14 protein-coding genes are annotated in these 16577 nt (G+C 72.1%); 5 read left to right on the plus strand and 9 right to left on the minus strand.

Annotated features, from left to right (window positions below):
* The coding region (locus N5D62_RS27365; RefSeq protein ID WP_279761243.1) for a P1 family peptidase at positions 1-486 on the plus strand (486 nt) is incomplete at its 5' end.
* Positions 487-495: 9 nt separating this feature from the next.
* On the opposite strand, the gene N5D62_RS27370 is transcribed toward N5D62_RS27365, so the two are convergent.
* On the minus strand, positions 496-1470 hold the full coding sequence (locus N5D62_RS27370; protein ID WP_279761244.1) for a hypothetical protein: 975 nt from the start codon (positions 1468-1470) through the stop codon (positions 496-498).
* 115 nt (positions 1471-1585) lie between these two features.
* Positions 1586-2563, minus strand: a complete 978-nt coding sequence (locus N5D62_RS27375) for a hypothetical protein (protein ID WP_279761245.1) — start codon at positions 2561-2563, stop codon at positions 1586-1588.
* Positions 2564-2698: 135 nt separating this feature from the next.
* Here N5D62_RS27375 and N5D62_RS27380 point away from each other — a divergent pair, with 135 nt between their 5' ends.
* Positions 2699-3460, plus strand: coding sequence for a 16S rRNA pseudouridine(516) synthase (locus N5D62_RS27380; RefSeq protein WP_279761247.1), 762 nt, complete (start codon positions 2699-2701; stop codon positions 3458-3460).
* A gap of 4 nt (positions 3461-3464) precedes the next feature.
* Here the strand turns inward: N5D62_RS27380 and N5D62_RS27385 are convergent, their stop codons facing one another.
* Positions 3465-4604, minus strand: a complete 1140-nt coding sequence (locus N5D62_RS27385) for a hypothetical protein (RefSeq protein ID WP_279761250.1) — start codon at positions 4602-4604, stop codon at positions 3465-3467.
* 254 nt (positions 4605-4858) lie between these two features.
* On the opposite strand from N5D62_RS27385, the gene N5D62_RS27390 reads away from it, so the two are divergent.
* The 3 genes from N5D62_RS27390 (at position 4859) to ileS (ending at position 10772) form a co-directional block, all read left to right on the plus strand.
* Positions 4859-6700 (plus strand): ATP-binding protein, encoded by a 1842-nt coding sequence (locus N5D62_RS27390; RefSeq protein ID WP_279761251.1) that lies wholly within the window; start codon positions 4859-4861, stop codon positions 6698-6700.
* Between the two features lie 48 nt (positions 6701-6748).
* Positions 6749-7801, plus strand: a complete 1053-nt coding sequence (locus tag N5D62_RS27395; RefSeq protein ID WP_279761252.1) for a bifunctional riboflavin kinase/FAD synthetase — start codon at positions 6749-6751, stop codon at positions 7799-7801.
* Positions 7802-7916: 115 nt separating this feature from the next.
* The gene (ileS, locus tag N5D62_RS27400) at positions 7917-10772 is read left to right on the plus strand and encodes an isoleucine--tRNA ligase (RefSeq protein ID WP_279761253.1); all 2856 of its coding nucleotides are present in this window, start codon (positions 7917-7919) and stop codon (positions 10770-10772) included.
* Here ileS and N5D62_RS27405 read toward each other — a convergent pair.
* The 6 genes from N5D62_RS27405 to N5D62_RS27430 form a co-directional block, all read right to left on the minus strand.
* On the minus strand, positions 10739-11584 hold the full coding sequence (locus N5D62_RS27405) for a TIM barrel protein (protein WP_279761254.1): 846 nt from the start codon (positions 11582-11584) through the stop codon (positions 10739-10741). The two genes, ileS and N5D62_RS27405, sit on opposite strands and share 34 nt — an antisense overlap.
* A gap of 47 nt (positions 11585-11631) precedes the next feature.
* Positions 11632-12324: a hypothetical protein gene (locus N5D62_RS27410; protein WP_279761255.1), complete on the minus strand. Its 693-nt coding sequence runs from the start codon at positions 12322-12324 to the stop codon at positions 11632-11634.
* A 60-nt stretch (positions 12325-12384) separates the two neighbouring features.
* Complete coding sequence (locus tag N5D62_RS27415; RefSeq protein ID WP_279761256.1) at positions 12385-13023, minus strand: hypothetical protein; 639 nt, start codon at positions 13021-13023, stop codon at positions 12385-12387.
* Between the two features lie 106 nt (positions 13024-13129).
* Positions 13130-13366: a YbdD/YjiX family protein gene (locus N5D62_RS27420; RefSeq protein ID WP_279761257.1), complete on the minus strand. Its 237-nt coding sequence runs from the start codon at positions 13364-13366 to the stop codon at positions 13130-13132.
* Positions 13359-15437 (minus strand): carbon starvation CstA family protein, encoded by a 2079-nt coding sequence (locus tag N5D62_RS27425; RefSeq protein WP_279761258.1) that lies wholly within the window; start codon positions 15435-15437, stop codon positions 13359-13361. The genes N5D62_RS27420 and N5D62_RS27425 overlap by 8 nt, the downstream gene beginning before the upstream one ends.
* A 143-nt stretch (positions 15438-15580) precedes the next feature.
* The coding region (locus tag N5D62_RS27430) for a hypothetical protein (RefSeq protein ID WP_279761259.1) at positions 15581-16577 on the minus strand (997 nt) is incomplete at its 5' end.

Raw genomic sequence — 16577 nt, forward strand, 5'->3', positions numbered from 1 at the left:
ACGGTGGGCAAGCTGCTGGGCGTCGATCGCGCGATGCCGGGCGGCCTGGGGATGGCCTCGATCCGCGTCGGCGGCGTGACGCTGGCGGCGATGGTCGCGGTCAACGCGGTCGGCGACGTGGTCGATCCGCGCGGGGGCCAGGTGCTGGCCGGATCGCGCGGGCCGGACGGCCGGCCGCGCTCGACGGTGCGGGCGCTGCTCGACGGCGAGCGCCCGGGCGGCGCGCTCCAGGGCAGCGCCACGACGATCGGCGTGATCGCGACCGACGCGCGACTGACGAAGGCGCAAGCGACCAAGCTGGCGCAGATCGCGCACGACGGCTACGCGCGCGCGATCCAGCCGGTGCACACGGTGATGGACGGGGACGTGGTGTTCGCGCTCGCCACCGGCGCGGCCGAGGTCGACGGCGACATGACGCTGCTGGGCGCGCTGGCCGCGGAGGTGGTGGCGCGAGCGGTCGTCGACGCGGTCGACCGCCCGCGCTGAGTCGAGTGGTCAGGCGTCGGTCTGGCCACCCGTGGATGCCAGGCTCGATCGCGGAAGCGGCGCCGGTCGCCGGGCCGGCTTGGGCGGCGGCACCAGCGCCGCCGGGCGGGGCAAGCCCTGCAACTCGCCACGCCGGTCGGCCTCGAACATCTTCCGCGCGAACGCCGTCAACGCGGCGAGGTCCTCGGCGCGGAAGACCCCCGGCCGATGGTCCCGGCTCATGCGCATGCATTGCATCAGGATGGCGTTGTCGACATGACGCTCCTGGATGTCGCCACGCAGGAAACCCTGCAGCAGTTCCCGCGCCACCGCGAAGGTCGCCGCGGCATGTCCGCCGTCGGCGCACTGGAACACGGTCTTCCCGCCGTCACGCGCCTCGGCCCGGACCAGGTGGACGCTGGTCTGCAGCAGGCGGTTCGCGGAGATCTCCCGCTGGTCGCCGATCGGCATGCGGATCAACGACAGCGGCTGCGCATGGCCCGGCCGCGGCTCCCCGTCGGGCCCCAGCGCGGTGTGATCCCGGCTCACGCGGACCTCGACAAGCCGCACGTGGGCATCGCCGGCCGTGGGCCGCGCGTCCAGCCCCTGCAGCGGCACGGGCCGCCCCAGGCGGTCGAAGTCCGCCGTCAGTGGCCCGATCTCGACGCGCTTGACCGCGCCGTCCAGCGGGTTGAGCGGTCCGTCCTCCTTTTCCTTCGCGGAGCGGAGATCGACGACACGCCGGATGTCATGGCGCAGGCAGGCCTGGGCGAAGTCGACGGCGTCCCGCCGCAGCGGGGAGGCCACGATGAAGGTGTCCCGACCCACCGGGGTCGCCTGCCAGCGACGGCTGGCCATGACCGGCAGTCCGGGCGGCAACGCGGACGTCAGCTGGTCCAGTTGCGCCTTGAGCTCATCGCCATGCGCCTTGTCGGCGGCGATCGTCCTGGGGTTGCCGGCCAAGGCATGAAACGCGTGGGCGGCACTCTTGAAGATGGAGGTCATGGGGACTCGCGGAGGATGGATGGAGGGACCGAGGACGCCGCCGGTTCGGCAGCCGTCCCTGGGTGTCCGCCCGGCGCCGGGCGCGCCATCGGGCGGACGAACGACCTGACCCGCCTCAACCTCGCGGGAGGTCCTTCAGCGAACGGGTGAACTCGAGCAAGGACATGAGGTCCTCGCGCCGGAACAGGTCGGGGCCGCGGTGCTCGCGCACGATGTCGCACACGTCCGCCACCGCGGCGCCGGGATCCCGGTCCAGGTCGACGCCCGCGCCATGCCGCTGTCGAAGCATCAGCGCGGCTTCCAGCGTCGCGCCGACATGCTTGTCGCGCGCCGGGCAATGGATGGCCTGGCGCTCCCCGCTGTCGAGCCGCCGGCTGCGCACGTGCTCGCACACCGCGAGCAGTTGCGCGGGGCCCATCGCGTGCCCGCTCTTCACAGGCACGCGGAGCCAGTCCAGGCGCTGCCCGGTGCTCGCGCCGGCGCCGGCATCGTGGGCGGGACGGTAGGCCTGGCCCCGGTGGGTCAGGGTCACGCCCACCCAGGTCGACGTCGCCTGCTTTCCCAAGCCCTTGACGGCCTCGGCGGCGGGCTTGCTCGACCGGGGGCCGCGAAGGTTGATGGCCTGGAAACGCGCGGCCAACCCGCCGTGCACGTTCTGGTGGACCTTGCTGCCCGCCATGCAGGAGGGCTCGCCGTGGCCGCCCGCCGGGCTCAGGTCGATCACGCGGCCGATGCGGTGCTGGAGGCAGTTCGCCGCCCAGCTGTGGGCCTCGTCCCGGCCGGGCGTGTCCATCAACACGTGCCCGGTATCGGGCATCAGATGGGCGTGCAGCGGCCGCAGGGCCACGTTGAACGCCGTGCAGGGCGGCAGCAGGTGCTTCAAATGCGCCTGGGGCGACAGGGCCCCGAAGCTGCCCTTGCTCTTCGCCTCCATCCGCTGGAGCACGCCGGCGGCCTCGTCCGCGCGCGACTTCCAGGCCTGCGCCTCGGCACGGGACATGTCGCTGGGAACATGGGGCAGCTTGATCGACGATCCGGTCGAAAAGGCCTGGTCCAGCTTGCGGCGGACCAACGAGGCGATGTGAAAGCTCATGGAGGTTGTCGTGCGGTCGGCGAAATTGCCAGCGCGTTGGTGTCCGTCTCCCGACCTCACCGTCACCCGCGGCCCGTTCGAGTTGACGAAATGGGTGCGCGCAGGCCAAACGCGATGCGCGGCGACAATCGCGCGATGAGTTCCCTTCCCTCCAAGCCGGAAAAGCCGCAGCCCATCGCCCAGATCCTCTTCACCCAGGGCTTCGGCACGCGCCGGCACTGCGCCGCGCTGGTCGACCACGGGCTGGTGACGGTCGCCGGCGAGGTCGTCGAGGACCCGCGCCAGGCCTTCGACACCGCCGGCCTCGTCTTCGAGGTCGAAGGCCAGTCCTGGCCCTATCACGAGAAGGCGCTGATCCTGCTGCACAAGCCGGCCGGCTACGAGTGCTCGCGCAAGCCCAGCCATCACCCGAGCGTGTTCTCGCTGCTGCCCGAACCGGTGCGCAACCGCGACATCCAGCCGGTGGGCCGCCTCGACGAGGACACCACCGGGTTGTTGCTGCTGACCGACGACGGCCCGCTGCAGCACAAGCTGACCAGCCCGAAGTACCACGTGCCCAAGCTGTACCAGGCCGTGTGCAAGGCCGAGGTGGACGAGGCCCAGTTGCGCAAGCTGGTCGAAGGCGTGCTGCTGGAGGAGCGCAATCCGAAGCTGGCCGCCGAGCCGGTGAACGCGGTCCGCGCCGAGCGGCTGGCCGACGGCCGGCTGCAGATGGCCCTCACCGAGGGCCGCTACCACCAGGCCAAGCGGATGGTCGCGGCCGTCGGCAACCGGGTGCTGGCGCTGCATCGCCAGCGCATCGGCGCGCTGGACCTGCCGGCCGACCTGAAGGAAGGCGGCTGGATGTGGCTGGACGACGCGCAGCGCGAGCTGGCGATGTCCGATCCGGCCGCCTGACGGCTCAGGACTTGTCGTCGTCGCGCGCGTCCCGGAACGCCTGGGCGAACGACTGCAGCGCGGCCTGCGCGGCCGGCGACCGCTGCTCCTCCTGCACGTCCCGGAACGCCTGAGAGAACGCCGCGAGCCGGGCCTGCTCCTGCGGCGTCCGGCCTGGCGAGGGCTGGCGTTGCGCCGGGGAAGCGCTTCGCGGAGCGGCCTCGGAGGCCGGTTCGTCGGGGTTCTCCCGCGGCCCGGGTCGCGACGCCGGCTCACCGCCTTGCGCGATCAGGCGACGGGTGAACTGCTCCAGCATGTGCAGCAGGTCAGGTCGTCCGGAGAACAGCTCCTGGCTTCGGCGGGAACGTTGCAATGCGCAGGCCTTGAGCACGGCCTCCTCGGCGGAAGTCCAGGGCGTTTCCTGGTGAGCGCGGAAGATCGCGTGCGCCGCCGCGAAGGTCGCGGCGAGGCTCCCGCCATTGCTGTCCATGAACGCCACGGAGTCGCCGACGTCACGCGCGTTGTGGGCGATGCGCTCGCACATGGCCAGCATCATGTCGGGCGAGACCGTCCGATCGACCTCGAGCGGCACCCGGGTCCACACCATCTTCCGGGACGGATCCGCGGCGGCGGCGCCGGTGTCGTCCTCGCGGCCGGGGTCGGCTGCCTTCGCCGAAGCCCGGAACTCGCTCGATCGCTCACCGAGCCCGTCGAGGTGCCAGCGGCCCTTGCCCGCTGGCTGGAACTCCGTCTGGCCGGTGAGGTCCCGGACAGCCGACACCCCGAACCGCGCGCTGCCCGCGACGTCGTTGTCCTCCGTCAGGTCGATCACCTGGGCGATGGGCTGCCTGACGCAGGCGTCGATGAACGCCTGCACCTCGTCCTTGCCGCTGGGCGCCGCCATCAGGATGGCGCCGCTCGCCACGTGGCTCGCGTCCAGCAGCACCCGCCTGGCGCTGCCGGGCCGCTTCGCGTCGATCAGGGCGTCAGGATTCACGCTCAGCGAATCCTCCCGCTGTCCGACGTCGATGTAGCCGCGCCGGAATCCTTGCGTGCGGGCGTCGAGCGTCGCCAGCAGGGCATCGCCCCGCCCGGCAGGGACCGGGGCCGGGACGACGTCGACCGCCAGCGGCGTCTGGGCGCGAAACTTGTCGAAGAACTTCATGGGAAATCTCCAGCGAACGTTGAAGCGTTGTTGGTGAGCCCCCCTCGTTTGCCGCGCGACACCCGGCCCGCTTGCTTGCGCAATGTCAAGCGAACCTTCGCCCGAGGGCGGGATGCGCGCGCCGCCCCCTCGGGAAGTCCCCGAGACCGGCTGTCACGGACCTTGGGTAGAAACGCGCCACCAAGGCGCCGCCCGCGAGGCGGCGTCACAAGACTCGAGGGGCGCATCGCCGGAATCCTCGCCGGCCATGTCGTATGGGAATTTCTGACATCGAACACAACGGGGACCCCGCGACCGCCAACGTCGCGGTGCAAGTCCGGGCGGAACGCCTGACCAGCCTGCAGGCCCGCGTGGCCATGCCGGCCTGCGTCGGCGCGCTGTTCAGCCTGCTGCCGGTCGTGCTGCTGTGGCCGCACCTGCCGGCCGTCGACCTGCTGGGCTGGCTGGCCGTGCGCTGGGCCATCTCCGCGGGACGCACCGTCGAGGCCTGGCGCTTCCTTCGCCTGCCCTTGACCGCGCGCGCCTCGCCCGCCTGGGAGCGCCGCTACCTGGTGGGGCTCGCGCTGGACGGCCTGGCCTGGGGCGTGATCGGCGCCCTGTTCGCCACCCCCAACCTGCCGGAGATCGACGGCGCGGTCATGACGACGCTGGTCGGCCTGGTCGCCTTCACGATGGTGTCGCTCGGCCACTGGGCGCGCGGCCAGGCGCTGTTCGCGTCGCTGGTGGTCGCGCCGCTGGCGATCCGGCTGGCGCTGCAGGGCGGCACGACGGGCTGGCTCAGCGTCGGCGGGCTGGCGATGTTCTGGCTGCTGACGGTGCTGGAGTCGCGCCGCATCGAGGCCCGCACGCTGGAGCTGCTGCGCCTGCGCTTCGAGCAGGCCCGGCTGGCGGAACAGCGCCGCGTGGCGCTGGACGTCGCCGAGGAGACCAGCAGCAGCAAGAGCCGTTTCGTGGCGGTGATGAGCCATGAGATCCGCACGCCGCTCAACGGGATCATCGGCATGGCCCAGCTGCTGGAGCGCGGCGAGCTCAGCCCGCAGCAGCGCGAGCAGGTGGAGATCGTGCGGCGTTCCGGCCGGCACCTGCTGACGCTGGTCAACGACATCCTGGACCTGGCGCGCATCGAGTCCGGCAAGCTCGTCGTGCAGTCGCAGCCCTTCGAGATCCGCGAGGTCGCCGGCGACGTCGCGCGGCTGCTGGGCGAGACCGCCCGGGCCAAGGGCCTGCGTTTCGACTTCAGCGTCGCGCCGCAGCTGCCCGCGCGGGCCATGGGCGACGCGTCGCGCATCCAGCAGGTGCTGCACAACCTGGTCGGCAACGCGATCAAGTTCACCGACCACGGCGGCGTGGACGTCGAGGTCTCGTCGGTGCTGGACATGCGCGCGGGCACCCTGCTGCGCTTCGCGGTCCGGGACACCGGCGAGGGCATCCCGGCGGACCAGCTCGAGCGCATCTTCGCGCCCTTCGAGCAAGCCGGGGCCGCCGCCTCGGACCGCGCGCGGCGCGACGGCGCGGGCCTGGGGCTGACGATTTCCCGCGAGCTCGCCCGGGCGATGGGCGGCGAGTTGCGCTGCGCCTCGACGCCGGGCCAGGGCTCGGTGTTCGAGTTCACCCTGCCCTTGCAGATCGGCGGCACCGAGGCCGCGCCGCCGCGCGCGTCCGTGGCGGCCTCGGCGGCGGCGCCGCTGCCCCGGCTCGACGGCCGCGTGCTGCTGGTCGACGACAGCCCGGTCAACCTGCTGGTGGCCTCGACGATGCTGGAGCGCTGCGGCCTGCGCGTCTCGCCGGCGGAAAACGGCCGCGAGGCGCTCGAGCAATTGCGCGCGCAGCGCTTCGACCTGGTGCTGATGGATTGCCAGATGCCGGAGCTGGACGGCTTCGCCGCCACGGCCGCCTGGCGCCAGGAGGAGGCGCGCCGGCTGCTGCCGCGCACGCCGGTGGTGGCGCTGACCGCCAGCGCCGTCGACGACGACCGCGGCCGCTGCCTGGCCGCCGGCATGGACGACTACCTGGTCAAGCCGTTCGAGATGGACGAGCTGCTGGGCGTCGTGACGCGGCACCTGCCGGCCTGCGCGTCGCCCGCCGCGGCGGCCTGAGCCCCCGGCCGGGCGCGGGTCGCGCGCGGCGACCGATAATCCCCGCCCATGCAGGTTTTCCGCGGCTTCCACCATCCCGGCATCGCGGCGCAGTGCGCGCTGACGATCGGCAACTTCGACGGCGTTCATCGTGGCCACCAGGCGATGCTGGCGCTGCTGCTGTCGGAGGCCCGCCACCGCGGCCTGCCGACCTGCGTGCTGACCTTCGAGCCGCATCCGCGCGACTTCTTCGCCAGGAAGATGAACAAGCCTGAGCTGGCGCCCGCCCGCATCGCGACGCTGCGCGACAAGCTGCAGGAACTCGAGCGCTGCGGCGTCGACCAGGTCGTGGTGCTGCGCTTCGACGAGGCGCTGGCTTCGCTGCCGGCGCAGGACTTCATCCAGCGGGTGCTGGTCGACGGGCTGGGCGCGCGCTACGTGCTCGTCGGCGACGACTTCCGCTTCGGCGCCAAGCGCCAGGGCGACTACGCCACGCTGGACGCCGCCGGGCAGCGCCTGGGCTTCGACGTCGCCCGGATGATGAGCTACGAGGTGCACGGCCTGCGGGTGTCGAGCTCGGCCGTGCGCGAGGCGCTGGCCGCCGGCGACATGGACGCCGCCGCCCGGCTGCTGGGCCGGCCGTACGCGATCTCGGGCCATGTGATCCATGGCCGCAAGCTCGGGCGGCAGCTCGCGGAGACGGCGCCCGGCAAAGGCGACGGCTTCCGCACGCTGAACCTGGGGTTCGACCACGACAAGCCGGCCGCGCACGGGATCTTCGCGGTGCGGGTGCACGGCCTGGACGGCGCCGGCACGGTGCTCGACGGCGTGGCCTCGCTGGGCGTGCGCCCGACCATCGAGAACGCCGGCCGCGTGCTGCTGGAGGTCCACGCGCTGGACTGGCCCGCCGCGCTGGCCGAGCGCCTGGGGCCGGGCGAGGCCTACGGTAAACTCGTGCGGGTGGAACTCCTCCAAAAACTGCGCGATGAAGCCCGTTTCGACGGGCTCGACGCGTTGACCGCCGCGATCCGCGACGACGTCCGCCAGGCGCGCGCGTTCTTCGCCCAACAGGCGACCACCCACGCCGCCGTCCGTCGCCAGACCACCCGCGACCGAATTTGACGGGCTGAGCCCTCCCCGACCGCTCAGCCGGCGCGCGGCCTTCCCAGCACCGCGCGCCTCCCCCGCTTCTCCCGCGGCCCGCCCCTGGCGGCCGCCCCTTCGATTGCCGCCCGCCATGACCGACGCTTCCAAGTCCGACGCCAAGCCCGACTACCGCTCGACGCTGAACCTGCCCGACACCCCGTTCCCGATGCGCGGCGACCTGCCCAAGCGCGAGCCGGGCTGGGTCAAGGAGTGGGAAGACCAGGGCGTCTACCAGCGCCTGCGGGTCTCGCGCCAGGGCAAGCCCAAGTTCGTGCTGCACGATGGCCCGCCCTACGCCAACGGCCAGATCCACATGGGCCACGCGGTCAACAAGATCCTGAAGGACATGATCGTCAAGGCGCGCCAGCTCGAGGGCTTCGACGCCGCCTACATCCCGGGCTGGGACTGCCACGGCCTGCCGATCGAGAACCAGATCGAGAAGACCTTCGGCCGCGGCCTGCCGCGCGACGAGGCGCAGGCCAAGAGCCGCGCCTACGCCGGCCAGCAGATCGACCAGCAGCGCGCCGACTTCAAGCGCCTGGGCGTGCTGGGCGACTGGGACCATCCGTACCGCACGATGGACTTCAAGAACGAGGCCGGCGAGATCCGCGTGCTCAAGCGCCTGTTCGAGCGCGGCTTCGTCTACCGCGGCCTGAAGCCGGTGTACTGGTGCTTCGACTGCGGCTCCTCGTTGGCCGAGTTCGAGATCGAGTACGCCGACAAGGAATCCCCGGCCGTCGACGTCGCCTTCCTGAGCGCCGAGCCGGAGAAGCTCGCCGCCGCCTTCGGCCTGGCGACGCTGGACAAGGAGGCGTTCACCGTCATCTGGACCACGACGCCCTGGACCATCCCGGCCAACCAGGCGCTGAACCTGAACCCCGAGCTGCCCTACGCGCTGGTCGACACCGAGCGCGGCTACTTCGTCGTGGCCGAGGCGCTGGTCGAGAAGTGCCTGGCCCGCTGGGGCATCGAGGGCCGGCAGGTCGCGGTCACGCCGGGCAAGTCGCTCGAGCTGCTGAAGTTCAAGCACCCGCTGGCGCACGTGCATCCGGGCTTCGACCGCGAGAGCCCCGTCTACCTGGCCGACTACGCCACCGCCGACGACGGCACCGGCGTGGTCCACTCGGCGCCGGCCTACGGCGTGGACGACTTCAACTCGTGCATGGCGCACGGGCTGGACTTCAAGGACATCAAGAACCCGGTGCAGGGCAACGGCGTCTACGAGGCCGAGCTGCCGCTGTTCGGCGGCCAGCACATCTGGAAGGCCAACCCGGTGATCGCCCAGGCGCTCCAGGATGCCGGCCGGCTGATGGCGCACAGCAAGATCAAGCACAGCTACCCGCACTGCTGGCGCCACAAGAGCCCGGTGATCTACCGCGCCGCGGCGCAGTGGTTCGTCCGCATGGACGAGGGCGACGGCGTGTTCACCGTCGACAAGGCCGACAAGACGCTGCGCCAGCTGGCGCTGGACGCGATCGAGCAGACCAGCTTCTACCCGGAGAACGGCCGCACGCGGCTGCACGACATGATCGCCGGCCGGCCCGACTGGTGCATCTCGCGCCAGCGCAGCTGGGGCGTGCCGCTGCCGATCTTCCTGCACAAGGACAGCGGCCAGCCGCATCCGCGCACGCTCGAGTTCATCGAGCGCGCCGCGCAGCTGGTCGAGGCCGGCGGCATCGAGGCCTGGTCCAAGCTCGACCCGGTCGAGTGGCTGGGCGCGGAAGCGGAGCAGTACTCCAAGGGCCAGGACATCCTGGACGTGTGGTTCGACTCGGGCTCGACCTTCCAGCATGTGCTCAAGGGCTCGCATGCCGGCGCCGGCCACGAGACCGGCCCGGAAGCCGACCTCTACCTGGAAGGCCATGACCAGCACCGCGGCTGGTTCCACTCGTCGCTGCTGATCTCCTGCGCGCTCAACGGCCGCGCGCCCTACCGCGGCCTGCTGACCCACGGCTTCACCGTGGACAGCCAGGGCCGCAAGATGAGCAAGTCGCTGGGCAACGGCGTCGATCCGCAGGAGACCAGCAAGTCGCTGGGCGCCGAGATCATCCGGCTGTGGGTGGCGGCCTCGGACTACTCCGGCGACATCGCCGGCGACAAGAAGATCCTGGACCGCGTCGTGGACGGCTACCGCCGCATCCGCAACACGCTGCGCTTCCTGCTGGCCAACACCTCGGACTTCGACGTCGCCACCGACGCGGTGCCGATGGACCAGTTGCTGGAGGCCGACCGCTACGCGCTGGCGCGCGCCGCGCAGTTCCAGGAGGACATCCTGGCGCACTACCAGCGCTATGAGTTCCACCCGGTGGTGGCCAAGCTGCAGGTGTACTGCTCGGAGGACCTGGGCGCGTTCTACCTGGACGTGCTGAAGGACCGCCTGTACACCAGCGCGCCGAAGTCGGCGGCGCGGCGCTCGGCGCAGACCGCGCTGTGGCACATCACGAACGCGATGCTGCGCTGGATGGCGCCGTTCCTGAGCTTCACCGCCGAGGAGGCCTGGAAGGTCTTCGCGGGCAAGCAGCCGGGCGACACCATCTTCACCGAGACCTTCTGGTCCTTCGGCGTCGCGCACGACGACGGCCTGATCGCCAAGTGGAACCGCATCCACGAGATCCGCGACGCGGTGAACAAGGCGATCGAGGCGGTCCGCACCGAAGGCAAGATCGGCGCGTCGCTGCAGGCCGAGGTCGCGCTGGGCGTGAACGCGGAAGACCTGGCGCTGCTGAGCAGCCTGGGCGACGACCTGAAGTTCGTGCTGATCACCTCGGCCGCCACGGTGGCGGCCGCGGAGGACCTGCGCATCGAGGTGACGCCGTCGCAGCACCCGAAGTGCGAGCGCTGCTGGCACTACCGCGCGGACGTCGGCGCCAACCCGGCGCATCCGACGATCTGCGGCCGCTGCGAGAGCAACCTCTACGGCGAGGGCGAGGTCCGCGCGATCGCCTGATCGGCGCGCCACCGGCGCAGCCAGTCGAGCCCGGCGCCCGTGCCGCCGGGTTCGGCGCCGCGGCGCGGCCGGTACTCGGCGCCGACCCAGCCGTCCCAGCCCGTCGCCGCCGCGATCGCGTCGATCGCCGCGAGCGCGTCCCGCCAGTCCAGCGTGCCTTCGTCCGGCTCATGCCGGTCGGGCACGCCGGCGATCTGGAGATGGCCGACGCGTCCGGTCGGCAACCAGCGCCGCAGCTGCGCGACGACGTCTCCCTCCACCCGCGCGCAGTGGTACAGGTCCATCTGGACCTTCAGGCTGGGCGCGCCGAGGCGCTCGACGATCGCGTGCGCCTCGTCCTGCCGTTGCAGCAGGTAGCCGGGCATGTCGAACGGATTGATCGGCTCGATCGTCAGCGCGATGCCGCCGCGCTCGCCCTGCCCCGCCGCCCAGTGCAAGCGCTCCTCGTAGCGCGCGATCGCGGCCGCGCGATCGCCCCCCTCGGGCAGCAGGCCGGCGAGCACGTGCACCCGCGGCGACCCGATCGCCGCCGCGTACGCCAGCGCGCGTTCGATCGAATCGCGGAAGTCCGCCTCCCGCCCGTCGAGCGAGGCCAGGCCGCGTTCGCCGGCGGCCCAGTCCCCCGCCGGCGCGTTGACCAGCGCCACGCGCAGGCCGTGGCCGTCGACGCGGTCGCGGAACGCGGCCGGGTCGATGCCATCCGGAAACATGCTTTCCACGCCCTCGAAGCCATCGCACGCGGCGGCGTCGATGCGGTCGAGGAAGGACAGGTCCTGGTACAGGAAGCTCAGGTTGGCGGCGAAACGGGGCATGCCCCGAGTGTCTCGCGATTGCCGCGGCGGCCCCGGCCCCTTCCCCCTCATACCCCTTGCTGCCTGCCCTGCTGCCTCGACGCCGGCGGCAACGGCGCGCTGAGCTCGTCGAGGATGACCCAGTCCAGGTGCGCGCACAGCGACTCGTACAGGCTGGGGGCCGCGCGTCCGGACAGGTTGCGCAGCGGCACCGCCTCGACCAGCCGCTCGCACAGGGCCGGATCCGCGGCCAGCACGCGCGACACGCCGTGCCGCCAGTCGGCCGCGAGCTTGTCCAGGGCCGGCTCGCCCAGGTGGGGTCGACCCGCGTGCGTCGCCACGGCCCAGGCGACGGCTTGGAAGAAGCCGTCGCCCGGCTCCAGGAACATCGGCGCCGGTTTCGGCACGCCATGCCGCTCGCAGCGGATCGACGCCGCATGCGCGTGTCGGCCGCGCGCGTCCTCGGCATGGACCACCACCAGCGCCGGGCCCGGCTGCAGGTCGATGCGCCCGGGCGGCGGTTCGGCGCACCGGTCGCTCGCATGGACACGCAGCTCCGGCGGAAAGGCGCGCACCCGCGGCAACGCCGTCGCGACCGCCGTCATCAGCGCCTGGCGTTGCGGCCCGTCGCACCAGTGGCCAGGGCGGTCCAGCGCCGAGAGCCACTCGATCGCGGCGCTGGACAGCCGCGTCGCGGGCGCCAGCTCGGCGGCATCCGCCGGACCGACCAGCCGTCCGAACAGCAGAGGGAAACACATCATCGTCAGGCGCTCGAGGAAGTCGAAAGCGGCCTCAGTGCCGTCGGCGCGGTCCCGTGCCGCTCAGCGGTGGCGATTCCACCGGTTGCCCAGCGCCATCTCCGCCGCCATCGCGTTGCAGCCTGCGGGGTCCGACGCCGCCAACGCATCGACGACCCGCTCGCGCAGGCGAAGGACGTCGGCCGGCGACGGCGGCGCGCTCACCGGTCCCGCGCGCGGGCGGCCGCGGCGCGTGGGCGCCTGCGCGGCCTCCCGCATCGCGAGCAGCAATCCGACGAAGAACGCATCCGGTGTGTCGGGCAGCGGGCGCACGCCGACGGCGCGACGTTCGCGGCTCGCCGGCACGCGCGCCACGAGGTAGCCGATGGACCGGTCGCCCAGCGCGCCGGGCCGCCCGTGGGCGTCCAGGGCCACCAGGCGGATGCCCGGCCGGCGCGGATCGTCCGGCGGCGGCGGCGCGGCCGAGTGCCGGTCGTCGATCGACAGCCGATGCCCGGCGGGGAAGTCCGCCAGCGTCGGGATGACCGCGCCCAGGGCCTGCATCAGGCGATGACGATGCTGAGGGGCGCACCAGACGCCCGCGCGGCGCAGCTCGGCCAACCAGGCGCGGGCCTGGGACGAGAGCGCAGGCGGGTCGCATGGCAACGAGCCGGCGCAGGACGTCGCGGGGCGATGCAGCCCGGGCACGCCGCGAGTGAACATGGGGACCTCCATCCAGAACGGGATGGCGGTGGGTGCGCCGGTCCGCGCGCCGCGTTCGGCAACCGCGGCCGCCCGGGAAGCCGGGCGGCCGCGGTGACGCGGGGGATCAGCAGCAGCGGCCGGTGCGCGCGTTGTAGCGCGCCTCCTGGCGCTCGCGGAAGAAGGCCTCGTAGCTCAACGGGGCCTGGTCCGGATGGGTGCGGGCCATGTGCGCGAGATAGGCGCCGTAGTCGGCGCCGATCAGCTGCTGGCGCACGCCGCGCGCCATGTAGCGGCCGGCCTGCAGCAGGTCCGCGCCGGCCTGCAGCGCGAGCTGCGCCGCCTCGGCGGCCCGCTCAAGCATGGCCGCCCGCCGTCGCGCCTTCGGGCATGCGCTCGAACGGCGTCTCGGTGACCGTGGGACGGCGCTCGGCGCGGGCCTTCAGCACCGCCTTCACGCTGTAGGCCAGCACGCTGACCACGACGAACATGAACAGCCCGCACAGCGCCGCGTCCAGCCGGTCGTTGAAGATCACCCGCTCCATCGCGTCCAGGCTCTTGGCCGGGGCCAGCACCTTGCCCGCGGCCAGCGAGTCGGCGTACTTCGCCGCATGCGCCAGGAAGCCGACCTTCGGGTCGTCGCTGAAGATCTTCTGCCAGCCCGCGGTCATCGTGCAGACCAGCAGCCAGGCCGCCGGCACGATCGTGGTCCACGCGTAGCGGTCCTTCTTCATCTTGAACAGCACCACCGTGCCCAGCAGCAGCGCCACCGCGGCCAGCATCTGGTTGGCGATGCCGAACAGCGGCCACAGCGTGTTGATGCCGCCCAGGGGATCCACCACGCCCTGGTACAGGAAGTAGCCCCACGCCGCCACGCACAGGCCGGTGGCGATCAGGTTGGCGGGCAGCGACTCGGTGCGCTTGAGCGCCGGCACGAAGGTGCCCAGCAGGTCCTGCAGCATGAAGCGGCCGGCGCGCGTGCCCGCGTCGACGGCGGTCAGGATGAACAGCGCCTCGAACAGGATCGCGAAGTGGTACCAGAAGGCCATCATCGCCTTGCCGCCCACCACCTGGTGCAGGATGTGGGCCATGCCCACGGCCAGCGTCGGCGCGCCGCCGGCGCGCGCCAGGATGGTGTTCTCGCCGACGTCCTTGGCGGTCTGCACCAGCATCTCCGGCGTGACCACGAAGCCCCAGGTCGACAGCGTCGCCGCCACCGTCTCGGGCGTGGTCCCCACCAGCGCGGCCGGGCTGTTCATCGCGAAGTACACGCCCGGCTCGATGCACGAGGCCGCCACCAGCGCCATCACCGCCACGAAGGACTCGGCCAGCATGCCGCCGTAGCCGATGAAGCGGGCGTTGACCTCGTTGTCCAGCATCTTGGGCGTGGTGCCCGAGCTGATCAGCGCGTGAAAGCCCGACACCGCGCCGCAGGCGATCGTGATGAACAGGAACGGGAACAGGTTGCCCGACCACACCGGGCCGTTGCCGGCCGCGAACTGCGTGAACGACGGCATCTGCATCGGCGGCGCGACGATCACGATGCCCACGGCCAGCGCGATGATCGTGCCGATCTTCAGGAACGTGGACAGGTAGTCGCGCGGCGCCAGCAGCAGCCACACCGGGATCGAGGCGGCGACGAAGCCGTAGCCGATCAGCATCCACGTCAGCGCCTTGCCGTCGTAGGTGAACAGCGGCGCCCAGGCCGGGCTCTCATGCACCCACTGGCCGCCGACGATCGCCAGCATCAGCAGCACGAAGCCGATGATCGAGACCTCGCCGATGCGGCCCGGGCGGATGAAGCGCAGGTACACGCCCATGAACAGCGCCACCGGGATGGTCGCCGCGACGGTGAACGTGCCCCAGGGCGAGCCCGCGAGCGCCTTCACCACGATCAGCGCCAGCACCGCCAGGATGATGATCATGATCATGAACGCGCCGAACAGCGCGATCACGCCGGGCACCGTGCCCATCTCCTGCTTGACCAGGTCGCCCAGCGAGCGGCCGTCGCGGCGCGTCGAGATGAACAGCACGATGAAGTCCTGCACCGCGCCGGCGAAGATCACGCCGGCCAGGATCCACAGCAGCCCGGGCAGGTAGCCCATCTGCGCGGCCAGCACCGGGCCGACCAGCGGCCCCGCGCCGGCGATCGCGGCGAAGTGGTGGCCGTACAGCACGTACTTGTGGGTGGGGACGAAGTCCAGCCCGTCGTTGTGTTTCCAGGCCGGCGTCTGGCGCGTGGGGTCCAGGCCCAGCACCTTCGTGGCCAGGAACAGGCTGTAGTAGCGGTAGCCGATCAGGTAGACGCAGATCGCCGCGACGACGACCCACAGCGCGCTCACCGCTTCGCCGCGCGCCAGCGCGACGGTGGCCAGGGCGAACGCCCCGAGGATGGCCACGCCCGCCCAGGCGAGGTGGCGACTCAAGTTCGACATCGATGTCTCCTTATGGGCGCGCACCGGCGGACTGCGGGGACCTGGCGCGCGGGTATGTGTCTTGCGGCTGGCAGTTTCCGTTCCTGTGCGGTTTCCCACATCCGTCGCCCGGACTAGCCGGGGTCCGTGATGGCGCGTAGGGGCTAACCCTCATCGGGCGACCAGCGGCGGTCCCTGGGATAGAGCGCGTTCTCCACGGTCCGCGCGTCGATCAGCCCCGCCCGCAGGGCCGAGGCGATGCTCAGCCCGCGGTTGAACAGCCAGTGCACCCGCGACACGCCCGTGTCCGCCTGCGCCGCGAGCCGCCGCAACTCCCGCGCCGAGGGCTCGCGCACCCGATCGGGGTGCGCGCACTGCCAGGCGTGCATCGTCGGGCCCTGCCGGTAGCCGCGCAGCAGCCGCAGCGCGGAGCGATTGACACCCAGCGCTGCGCCGATCTGCCGGCGGTCCTCGACGTGATCCAGGCGCGCCCATTGTTCGGTGCTGCCGCGCAAGGCCCGCACGACCTCGGCGGGCACGCGGTAGTCGCTGGCCGTGACACGGCCTTGAAGCCCCTTGCGGTAGGCGACCTGGGTCGCGCGGACCTGCTCCTCGGTGGGATCCGGCGCGCGGTAGCGGCCGGTCAGCGGGAAGGTCGCGCTCATCCAGGCGGCCTGCTCCGGCCGGTCGGCCAGGTGCCGCACCAGGGCGCCGCGGAGGGCCTGGCCGTCGACACCAGGCGCCGCGGCCGGGAAGCCCTGGCGGGCGCGCGCCTCCCGGGCGGCCTGGGCGATCATGTCGAAGACCACGGACGGCGTCAGCGCCGCGCTGGCGCGCACGACGTGGGCGTCCGTCCCCTGGCTCTCGTCCAGGCCGCCGACCGCGAAGGTCGTCCGGCCGTCATACCAGGCGGTTCCCGTCAGGCTGAGATGCGCGAACGGCCGGCCCCGCGACGCGTCGCGGTCCACGCCCGGCAGGCGCAGCGTCTGCAGGTCGGGCGAGTCGTTCCGGTCCAGCACCAGCCAGTTGACGAGGACGTCGCTCGCGGCCGGGAACACCGCCATCGCATGCAAGGTCCTGACGACCTCGATCAGGAACTGCCCATGCCGCGCATGCGTCGTCGCCAGCACCCAGGCATCGGCGCGCCCCAGGTCCGCCAGC

The organism is Mitsuaria sp. GD03876 (assembly GCF_029840635.1).
GTDB lineage: Bacteria > Pseudomonadota > Gammaproteobacteria > Burkholderiales > Burkholderiaceae_C > Roseateles.

Excerpts from the sequence above, each read along its gene's own strand:
- N5D62_RS27370 (WP_279761244.1), bottom strand. The coding sequence starts at position 1,470 with ATGACCTCCATCTTCAAGAGTGCCGCCCACGCGTTTCATGCCTTGGCC.
- N5D62_RS27375 (WP_279761245.1), bottom strand. The coding sequence starts at position 2,563 with ATGAGCTTTCACATCGCCTCGTTGGTCCGCCGCAAGCTGGACCAGGCC.
- N5D62_RS27380 (WP_279761247.1), top strand. The coding sequence starts at position 2,699 with ATGAGTTCCCTTCCCTCCAAGCCGGAAAAGCCGCAGCCCATCGCCCAG.
- N5D62_RS27385 (WP_279761250.1), bottom strand. The coding sequence starts at position 4,604 with ATGAAGTTCTTCGACAAGTTTCGCGCCCAGACGCCGCTGGCGGTCGAC.
- N5D62_RS27390 (WP_279761251.1), top strand. The coding sequence starts at position 4,859 with ATGGGAATTTCTGACATCGAACACAACGGGGACCCCGCGACCGCCAAC.
- N5D62_RS27395 (WP_279761252.1), top strand. The coding sequence starts at position 6,749 with ATGCAGGTTTTCCGCGGCTTCCACCATCCCGGCATCGCGGCGCAGTGC.
- ileS (WP_279761253.1), top strand. The coding sequence starts at position 7,917 with ATGACCGACGCTTCCAAGTCCGACGCCAAGCCCGACTACCGCTCGACG.
- N5D62_RS27405 (WP_279761254.1), bottom strand. The coding sequence starts at position 11,584 with ATGCCCCGTTTCGCCGCCAACCTGAGCTTCCTGTACCAGGACCTGTCC.
- N5D62_RS27410 (WP_279761255.1), bottom strand. The coding sequence starts at position 12,324 with ATGATGTGTTTCCCTCTGCTGTTCGGACGGCTGGTCGGTCCGGCGGAT.
- N5D62_RS27415 (WP_279761256.1), bottom strand. The coding sequence starts at position 13,023 with ATGTTCACTCGCGGCGTGCCCGGGCTGCATCGCCCCGCGACGTCCTGC.
- N5D62_RS27420 (WP_279761257.1), bottom strand. The coding sequence starts at position 13,366 with ATGCTTGAGCGGGCCGCCGAGGCGGCGCAGCTCGCGCTGCAGGCCGGC.
- N5D62_RS27425 (WP_279761258.1), bottom strand. The coding sequence starts at position 15,437 with ATGTCGAACTTGAGTCGCCACCTCGCCTGGGCGGGCGTGGCCATCCTC.